This is a genomic window from Bradyrhizobium sp. (genome assembly GCF_052389815.1).
GTDB lineage: Bacteria > Pseudomonadota > Alphaproteobacteria > Rhizobiales > Xanthobacteraceae > Bradyrhizobium.
The window spans coordinates 1-8,451 of sequence record NZ_JBQTHN010000187.1 but is presented as its reverse complement, the minus strand read 5'-3'; the positions used below and the strand labels follow the sequence as shown (position 1 = coordinate 8,451).

Annotated in this window: 7 protein-coding genes; 2 read left to right on the top strand and 5 right to left on the bottom strand. The window is 67.6% G+C overall.

All coding sequences use genetic code 11. The features are described from left to right. The 5 genes from ACT4OC_RS26830 to ACT4OC_RS26810 form a co-directional block, all read right to left on the bottom strand. Positions 1-1,535 (bottom strand): DUF4403 family protein (locus ACT4OC_RS26830; protein WP_444842069.1); only part of this gene is annotated, 1,535 nt, incomplete at its 3' end. 312 nt (positions 1,536-1,847) lie between these two features. Next, positions 1,848-2,531: a L,D-transpeptidase gene (locus ACT4OC_RS26825; RefSeq protein ID WP_444842068.1), complete on the bottom strand. Its 684-nt coding sequence runs from the start codon at positions 2,529-2,531 to the stop codon at positions 1,848-1,850. A gap of 189 nt (positions 2,532-2,720) precedes the next feature. Beyond that, complete coding sequence (locus ACT4OC_RS26820) at positions 2,721-4,208, bottom strand: FecR domain-containing protein (RefSeq protein WP_444842067.1); 1,488 nt, start codon at positions 4,206-4,208, stop codon at positions 2,721-2,723. 163 nt (positions 4,209-4,371) lie between these two features. Continuing rightward, on the bottom strand, positions 4,372-4,692 hold the full coding sequence (locus tag ACT4OC_RS26815) for a hypothetical protein (RefSeq protein WP_444842066.1): 321 nt from the start codon (positions 4,690-4,692) through the stop codon (positions 4,372-4,374). A 273-nt stretch (positions 4,693-4,965) separates the two neighbouring features. Beyond that, positions 4,966-5,736: a DUF2147 domain-containing protein gene (locus ACT4OC_RS26810; protein ID WP_444842065.1), complete on the bottom strand. Its 771-nt coding sequence runs from the start codon at positions 5,734-5,736 to the stop codon at positions 4,966-4,968. A 168-nt stretch (positions 5,737-5,904) separates the two neighbouring features. On the opposite strand from ACT4OC_RS26810, the gene ACT4OC_RS26805 reads away from it, so the two are divergent. Together ACT4OC_RS26805 and ACT4OC_RS26800 are read left to right on the top strand one after the other, a co-directional pair. After that, positions 5,905-6,744, top strand: coding sequence for a DUF2147 domain-containing protein (locus ACT4OC_RS26805; RefSeq protein ID WP_444842064.1), 840 nt, complete (start codon positions 5,905-5,907; stop codon positions 6,742-6,744). Between the two features lie 353 nt (positions 6,745-7,097). Further along, entirely contained in the window at positions 7,098-8,318 is a 1,221-nt protein-coding gene (locus ACT4OC_RS26800) for an extensin family protein (protein WP_444842063.1), read from the top strand. The last annotated feature ends 133 nt before the right edge of the window (positions 8,319-8,451 follow it).

Genomic DNA, 8,451 nt, shown 5'->3' with positions numbered 1-8,451 from the left:
ACGCGCAGCGTTCTGGAATCGAAGGCGATGTCGGCCAATCGGAGACTCGTGATCTCCGCCGTCACCCGCACGCCGTCCTCGCTCTTCTGCAGATCGGCGATGGCGGCGGCGATCTTCTTCTGCGCGTTGCCGGCGAAGGGTTTCAGGTCCACCATCGCCTTCTCCGCCAGCACCCGTTGCAGGTGCGGCATCGCCGCGCGGGACGCCGCGCCGAGCAGGCCGAACGCGGCTTCCGACTCCACCGCCACCTCGATGGAATCGAGCCGCAGCGTCTGCCGTGCCTGGTCGAGCACCGGCACGCCCCAGATGTGCACATAGGCCTCGGCCCCGAAGCCGAGGAAGCTCTTCTTTTCCTTCGCGTAGACGAGAAGCGTGAACAGCAGCCGGTCGCCGGAGGCCGCCACGCTCGCCTTCTTCACGGTGACGTCGACCGAACCGGAGCCGTCTTCCGGAAACGTCTTGCCGGCGAATTGCGCTTCCACGATCTTGTTGATCTCGGTGAAGGGCAGGTCGATGGGGACTGCGATGTTGACGCCGCCCTTCGACGCCGGACCGATGGTCAGCGTCGCCGGGAACGGGCAGTCCGGCCTGGTCTCGGCCGGCGTGATGCGGGTCTCGGCTTCGATCCCCATCGTCAGCGTCATTGCCGAGGCATCGATGCGCGGCTGCGCGGCGATGGCGCGCGTCGGCTTTAGCTCGAGCCACAGCGGCGGCAGGCCGGAGCTGCCTGCGCCCTGCAGCGGGATCGAGCGGCAGGCCTTGGCCCATTGCGCCCGCGCATTCTGCTCGAAGGTCGGATCGTTCTTCATCCGCGCCTGCACCGCCGCGAGTTGATCCGCCACCTGCTTGTCGATCAGCGGCTTGACCTGCGCCGGTACGTTGATGCGCGCGCCGGCCGCCGCAACGCTGGTGTCGCCGAGGTTCACCTGCGCCTGCAAATTCGGCTCGATGCGCCAGGCGGCGGCGAGGCGCGGCCGCGAGGTGACGACGACGTTGCCCCTGATCTCGCCGCTGACGTTGAGATTCTTGATGTTGATGCCGCCGAGCTGCTTGGCCGCATTGTTGCCGAGCAGGCCGCCGATCGCGTCGTTGATGGTGTCGTTGGCCTTGGCCGACAGCGATCCGGTGACGTTCAGCGTTCCCGTCAGCGGCGTGGTCAGCGACAAGGCGTCCTGGACGCCGGCTACCGCAATCGGCCCGCGCGAGGCGGTCCAGCCGATATCGGCGTTCTGCAGGATCTGCGAGACGGGATTGTCGGCCTTGCCGCCGAACGTGCGCGCAGTGGAACGCTCGGCGGCGTCGCGGATCGCCGTCAGTGCGATCGCAACCGGCGCCAGCACGCGCGAGGAGCGCGTCGCCGGCGGCAGCGGCGGCAATTCGGCGAGCATCGGCGCCTTGCCGCCGCCGCGCGGCGCGAGCCAGTCCATCGCCTTCAGGCTGACGAAAAAGGAAAGCGCGACCACCGCGACGGCGATCAGGATCGTCTTCAGACTGAGATCGAGCTTAAGGAGCTTGAGGTCCAACTTCAGGCGCATCGTCCCCCCGGAAATCGGGCCGGACTTTACAGGCGGGTGGAAGGCGGCGCTAGGGCGGGACGGGAACAAGGGGTCGTCACACGAACTCGCAAGAGTTCGTCATGCCCGGGCTTGTCCCGGGCATCCACGTTCTTTGACGCCACTCGCAAGAAAGACGTGGATGGTCGGGACCCGTCTACGCCAAGGCTTCGCCGGGGCCACGAGTTCACCCGGCCCGCCGTAGCCTTGGCGAAGGCGGCAAGCCCGGCCATGACGAGAAACAAGAATGGCGCCGCGAAGGGCGCCATTTTGCTTCAATTGAAATTGGTGTGATCAGCGAATGGCGCTACCCAGATCGGCGCGGCGGTCCATCGGCAGCACGATCACCTTGGTGCCGACGTGAACGCGGGAGTAGAGATCCATCACGTCCTCGTTGGTCAGGCGCAGGCAGCCGGACGACACGCGGGTGCCGATGGTGTGCGGCGCGTTGGTGCCGTGGATGCGATAGATGGTGCCGCCGAGATACATGGCGCGGGCGCCGAGCGGGTTGCCGGGGCCGCCGGCCATGTGGCGCGGCAGATAGGGCTGGCGGGCGATCATCTCCGGCGGCGGCGTCCAGTCCGGCCATTCCGCCTTCTTGACGATGGTCTGGGTGCCGGACCAGGTGAAGCCTTCGCGGCCGACGCCGATGCCGTAGCGCATCGCCTGGCCGTTGCCCATAATCAGGTAGAGATAGGTGTTCGGCGTATCGATGATGATGGTGCCGGGCGCCTCGCGGGTCGGATAGTTGACGACCTGGCGCTTCAGGCGCGCAGGCAGCTCGCGCGAAACGCCGTCTTCGTCATCGGGCACGGCCTGCACCGGCGGCGGCGGCGCATATTGCTGCTGCGGGGCCAGGAAGGGAAACAGCGGCAGGGGAGCTGCCGCGGCGGAAGAGGTGAAGGCGATCGCGCCGATCGTCAGTGCGCCCAAAGTGGCCGCAACGAGGCGTGCATTCAGCCTGGCTGAGTTGAACATGGTCGTCCCCTGTTATTTGCGCCCTGCGCGCCAGTCCCCGGCGCGTCGTTGGGGAAAGCAATACAGATGAACCGTTTCGGGACGTTTGCACGAAACCGCCAAAATGGTTTCGTCGTGTTAACCAATTGTTTCGTGGTTCGGCCGCCCGACGACATATTTCCCGGCTGGCAACAGCCGGGGCGGACGGAATCAGCGCAGTTGATCCGGCGGCTTCCTGCCCTTGGGCGGCGCCTGCACCGGAGCGGTACGTCGCGGTTGCTGCAAGGCGGGCCGGCCCGGAAGTCCCGGCTGCCGCAATCCCGGCACGCCGCCTTGCCTGAGCTGGCCGCCCTGTTGCGGCACGGGTTGCGCGCCGCCCGGGCCCGGCTGTTGCAGGCGCGGCTGATTCACCGGCGGCGGACCGGCGGGGCCGCCCGGCACGGGCCGGCCGATGGGGGCACCTTGCTGCGGAGCACCGGTTGGCGAGCCGACCTGTCCGGGGGTGCCGGGGGTCTGACCCGGCCGCGGCAGGCCCGGGCGTTGCAGTCCGCCCGGCGGCTGGCCGGTTTGCTGTCCGGGCTGACCCTGCTGCTGCCGGCCGGGTCGACCGAGCTGGCCGGGTTGACCCGGTCGCGGCGGCTGACCCGCTTGCTGGGGCGAACCCGGTTGCCGCAGTCCCTGCCGGCCGGGCGCGCCCGGTTGCTGCTGGCCGCGACGGTCCTGCAGCCCCGGCTGGCCTGGCCGGTTCTGGCCGGGGACGCCGTCCCGGCGCAATTGACCGGGCCCGCGGAGTTGTCCGGGCTGGCGGATCGGGCGGTTCGGATTGAGCAGGCCCGGATTGGCGCGGCGGAAGGCGCGCTGCTCGTCGAAGACGCGGCGGCCGAAGGTCTGCATCGAATGCACCTGGCGCACGAAGCCCTGGTCGCGCCGCATCATCTGCGGCGTGATCGCAATCGGCACCGCGGCAAAGCGCGCGCCGCCGGCGCCGGGCCGGATGGCAAAACCGCTCGCACCCTGGCTCAGGAACCCCAGCCGCGCGCCGGCGCGATCGTTGACCTCGATGCGGCCGACGCGGCCGTCGGCGTCGGGATACAGCTTGATGTTGACGTTGCTCGCGCTGGTCGCGGTGACGCCGGCGGGCACCTCGACGAGGCCCGACGTGCCGCGGATGCCGAGCGTTGCGGTCGGCGTCGTGATCTGCATGTCGCCGGTCTTGGCCACTTGCGCTGCGACGAAGGCGACGGTGCCCCTGGCGACGTCGAACACGCCGGCGTTCTTCTTGCCGCCTTCCTCGTAGACGAAATCGTCGATCGCGATTTCCGAACTGGCTTTCAGATTGAAGGTGGTGCCGTCGCTGAAGGTGATGCCGAGCGTCGAGCTCGCCGCCGTCTGCACGACGTCGTTGAGGAAAATGTCGTCCTTGAGCGCCAGCGGAATCGACTTGTCGTTGCGCTTGACGCTGGCCTTGCCGGTCAGCGATGCGACGTTGCCGATGGGCTCTTCGGGTGCGTCCGCAGTCTGGGTTTCCGCCGCCGGCGCGGGTGCCGTGGGCAAGGGCGCGGCACCGGCCGGCGTCTGGATCGGCGGCCCGGGCTGCGCCTGCGCGATCTGAACGGAGCCGGATTCGGCGCGCGCCACATGGGCGGACACAAGGCCGGCCACAAGCAGGAGCGCGAATGAGAATTGGCGCCGCGTCACAAGGGGATTTCCAGACCGGGTGGAGAGGAGGCGAGAGGAGTAGGCGATTTCAGCCTGCGCCGGCTGAATGCCGGATGAATGAAGCCTGCTTGTCACGGCCCACAAAAACGATCAAGCGCCACGTCCGCCGGGACATGGCGCCTGAAAGCGCGTTCGAAAAATGTCAGCCGCGCTTGTGCGGGGCGATGTTGAGCGGCTGGTGCGGCTTGCCCGTCGGCGGATAGTTCACCGGCGTCGCCGCGGGCTCCACCTTGCGGAACACCGACTTGCAGCCGTCGGAGAGCTGCGAGCGCTTGGCGATCATGCAGGCGGTGACGCGGTCGACGTCGGGAATGGCCTCGCTGCAGAGCCGCATCGCATCGCCCGTGCAGAGCTGCTGCTGCTCCTGGGTGTAGGCAAAGGAAGCCGTCGTCATCAGGCCGAAAGCGAGAAGGCTCGCGGCTATGAGCTTGCTGCCGCGGAAAACCGAACCGGTGGATGTCATGGAAGTCCCCTTGAGGTAAGCGCCCGAAAGTGCGTCGCCCGACGTCTCTCGTTGCGCAGGAAGATAGGCGAAGGCCGTTTCCGGAGTTTTTCGTGGAAGGAGCGAAATTGTTTCGTCGGCGGTGAGAATTGTTTCATCGTCCCGAGCCCCGCCATTCCGGAGCGATGCAAAGCATCGAACCCGGAATCTCGAGATTCTCTGGGGCGCAATTGCGCCCCATAGTTCGGCTCTTCGAGCCGCCCCGGAATGACCGGGGCGAATATTTACGTTCTGTTAACTCACGCGCTTCCAGGTCTGGCCGCCGCAGAACATGCCGCCGAAGGCGCAGCCCTGGACACGCAGCGCGTTCGGGCCGCGCAGCGCGATCGTCGAGTCGTATTTGCGGCCGGAGTCCGGATCGTGAATGCGGCCGACCCACTTGTTCTCGGACGGCTTCATGTTGATCAGGATGCGCTCGTTGGTCTTGACCGCATAGCCGCACAGGTTGGTGCCGCACTGCTCGATGCGCACATTGCCCTTGTTCTCTTCGGTCGCCCATACGCCGACCGGCGAGTTGGCAACCACAATCGGCGCGGCCGCAACGGGCGCCGGAGCAGGGGCGGGCGCCGCGGCGACAGGGGCCGGAGCGGGAGCCGCGGCAACCGGGGCCGGAGCCGGGGCGACGTTGTTGGTGACGGCCGGCGCCGGCGCGGGGCTCGCGACGGGAGCGGGGGCCGGAGCCGGTGCAGCCGCAACGGGAGCTGCGGCAATCGGAGCCGGGGCGGGCGCCGTCGTCGTGGCCGGAGCGGCGGTGGTCGTGGTCGCGGGCGGCGACACGTCGTCATCGTCGTCCTTGTCCTTCGAGCCAAAGCCCTTCAGGTCGATATTGCCGAGCTTGCCCTTGTAGCCGGGCGCGGAGATCTGGATGCAGGACAGCGAATTGCAGCCGCGCGGGGATTCGATGCGGACGCGTTGGCCGTCGATCTGGAACGTGACACCGCCGGCCTGGGCAGAGGTGGTCGCCAAGAGCAGCGCCGTGGCGGCGGCGAAAACGAGCTTGTTCATGTGAGCCTCCTGGGGGCTTGAATTCGATGGCCCGACCCTAGGCCGCGGCGCGGCGGCCTTCAGTGACCTCCGTCACAACAGGCGCCGTCCTCACAGCGGGGTGATTTGAATCACATTCAAGCTGTCCGGTTCCCGCCAGAATTTCCGCCATCGCTCAGGGAGGCTCCGATGAAACGACTTTATGCCCTGATGGTGTTGATGGCGGCGAGCTCGTCCGCCGATGCAGGCTCGATCTCGTTTTCGGTCGGCGGCCACCGCATCCGCATCGAGGCGCCGCGCGGCTGCAGCTCTTCCTCCTGCGCCTCGATCTCGATTCCCGGCGTGTATGAGTCGCGCAAGAAGCGCGGCGACGAGCCGCGCAATGTCGTCGCCTCGCCGCCGCCTGCACCGGCGCCTCTTCCTGCGCCGGCTCCCGTTCAGCAGTCGGCGCCGCCGCCGATCGTCGCGGCCGCTCCCGCTCCCGCGCCGCTCGCCGTCTACAAGCCCGCGTCCGCAGCCACTCAGGAAGTCGCGCCCCCGCCATTGCCGCCGCTTCCGCCGGTGCCGCAGGTCCAGCCGGCAGCGGCCGTCACTCAGCCATGCACCACGCCGCCCGCCGCCAAGCCGGAAGAACCGGCGCGGCCCACGCCGCCCGTGTTGAAGGTGCTGCACGAAGATGCAGCCGATTCCCCGCTCGGCGATTGGCAGACCGAAGGCAAGGGCATGGTGCGCATCGCCGAATGCGGCCGCGCGTTGTGCGGCTACGCCATCAAGGAGGGCGAGAGCGAGAAGGGCGAGGCCGTCCTGATCAACATGAAGCCGAAGTCGGACACGCAGTGGAGCGGAAGCGTGTACAGCAAGGACAGCGGCGACACCTACTACGGCACCATGCGCCTGCGCGGACCGAACACGCTGCGGGTCGAAGCCTGCGCCTTCAGCCGTTTCTACTGCAACGGCAACAACTGGATCCGCATCACGTCGAAATCGATGGTCACCTCGCGTCAGGTGACGCGCGGCCCGCAATCCTGAGCCCATGAAAAAGCCCGGCGGTAGCAGCCCCGCCGGGCCATTGATCCAAGCCTACATGTCCAGGTCGGACTGGGGAGAGCCTAGAACACGCCGAGCACGATGGCGCCAACGAAAGCGAAGGCGACATACGCGGTAACAACGCTCAGTCTGCTGACGAAAGTCATCGATGACTCCCTGGGGTTCACGTCGTGCCCGCATTAACACTTTAGGCTAGCACGCGTTCCCGGCCAAAAAAGTCAGCTTTCCTGTCTATCCCGGCCTCTCCACAGGGCCCGGTGCTGGCATACATGGTTAAAGACTCGTGAAATCAACGCGTTGAAGAGTCCTTAAATAAATTCGCCGACCTTGCGCGGATGACGCGTGGAGTTCGTTTGTATCTCGTCGGCTCCCTTGTCCTTGCTTCGCTGGCAGGCTGTGGCCGTGGATTCTTCCAGGCCGAGCGGGAGCCGTGGCGGGCCGAGGCGGAAGTCGCCTGCCTGAAATCGGGCGCAGTGAAGGAAGGCCCGGAGCGCGTGCGCATCGAGCCGATTTCCGGTCCCGGCGCGTGCGGCGCGGATTATCCGCTGAAGGTCGCAGCATTCGGCGAAGACTCCGCGGCTTTTGGTTTCGCCGACAATCTGCGGCCGCCGGCTGCGATCGGCAACCAGCCGCGCTGGCCGGTGGCGCGGCCGCAAGGCACGCCGCAAAATTATCCGAACGCGCGGACCTATCCGAACGGCCATTCCAACGGTGCGCCGCGGCAGCCGAATTACGCCGCGCCGTCGAACGCGCCGATCTCGCTCGCGCCGCCCGGCATCGTGCAGCAGGAGGACGACATCGACCTGCCCGCGCAAGGCGCGCCCGGGATGCACCAACCTCGTGCGCCTTACGCGAATGCGCCCGCTTATCCCTCTCATCCGCCGCGCGCCGGCGCGCCGTATTCGGAGCGGCAGGACTTTCAAAGACAGGACCTGCCGCGGCTCGGGCCCTCGCGCGGCGATGCCGTCGACGCGGTCGGCCCGGTGTCGGTGAAGCCGGCCGCGACGCTGGCGTGCCCGATCGTTTCCACGCTGGACCGCTGGTTCGCCGAGTCCGTGCAGCCGGCAGCGCAGCGCTGGTTCGGCACGCGCGTCGTCGAGATCAAGCAGATCTCCGCCTACTCATGCCGCGGCATGAACGGCAATCCGCACGCGCATATTTCCGAGCATGCCTTCGGCAACGCGCTCGACATCTCCGCTTTCACGCTCGCCGACGGACGGCGCGTCACGGTAAAGGAGGGCTGGCGCGGCCTCCCCGAGGAGCAGGGATTCCTGCGCGACGTCCAGGGCGGCGCCTGCCAGCTGTTCAACACCGTGCTGGCGCCGGGCTCCAATCCGCAGCACGCCGATCATTTCCATTTCGACCTGATGCGCCGCTCCTCTGGCCGCATCATCTGCCAGCCGGCCGCGGTTTCCGGCGACCAGATCGCCGCGCGCGCAGGCCGGCGCAACCCCTATCCGCGCGAATCCTGGATCACGGGATCGCTCGGCGGCAAGCGGGCCACGCATCGCCACAAGGCGAAGGTCAACGAGGAAGACGAGTTCGCCGACGATTGAGAGGCCTCGTAGCAACTATCAAGTTGGACGCGGATGAGCGCGCCCCGACCGGCTGCAGTGTGACGCCGCGCTTGCCGTCGTCAAGGAGTGGCCTGGAAGCCGCGGAGCCTGCGTTGAGCAATGCGCGACGGCC

Coding starts and splice junctions, on each gene's coding strand:
- ACT4OC_RS26825 (WP_444842068.1), bottom strand. CDS start 2,531: ATGTTCAACTCAGCCAGGCTGAATGCACGCCTCGTTGCGGCCACTTTG.
- ACT4OC_RS26815 (WP_444842066.1), bottom strand. CDS start 4,692: ATGACATCCACCGGTTCGGTTTTCCGCGGCAGCAAGCTCATAGCCGCG.
- ACT4OC_RS26810 (WP_444842065.1), bottom strand. CDS start 5,736: ATGAACAAGCTCGTTTTCGCCGCCGCCACGGCGCTGCTCTTGGCGACC.
- ACT4OC_RS26805 (WP_444842064.1), top strand. CDS start 5,905: ATGAAACGACTTTATGCCCTGATGGTGTTGATGGCGGCGAGCTCGTCC.
- ACT4OC_RS26800 (WP_444842063.1), top strand. CDS start 7,098: ATGACGCGTGGAGTTCGTTTGTATCTCGTCGGCTCCCTTGTCCTTGCT.